Consider the following 256-nt stretch of genomic DNA (forward strand, 5'->3'; position numbering starts at 1 on the left):
GTTTTGTTGACGGTCATCGCCCGTACAAGGCAGCAGAAAATGCCACGGCTAACTGACAGACGATAAAAATAATCTAATGATTAAACTTTCGAATATCACCAAAGTGTTCCAGCAAGGGAACCGGACCATTCAGGCGTTGAACAACGTTAGCCTGCATGTTCCGGCTGGACAGATTTATGGCGTCATTGGCGCCTCAGGTGCAGGTAAAAGTACGCTCATCCGTTGCGTTAACTTGCTCGAGCGTCCGACCGAAGGT

At 48.8% G+C, this 256-nt stretch carries 1 protein-coding gene; it reads left to right on the top strand.

All coding sequences use genetic code 11. The features are described 5' to 3' along the window. Positions 1-76 precede the first annotated feature (76 nt). The coding region (locus R0J88_RS21640; RefSeq protein ID WP_410901124.1) for an ATP-binding cassette domain-containing protein at positions 77-256 on the top strand (180 nt) is incomplete at its 3' end.

This window comes from Pseudoalteromonas sp. SIMBA_162 (genome assembly GCF_046535955.1).
In the GTDB taxonomy this organism is placed as follows: domain Bacteria; phylum Pseudomonadota; class Gammaproteobacteria; order Enterobacterales; family Alteromonadaceae; genus Pseudoalteromonas; species Pseudoalteromonas marina.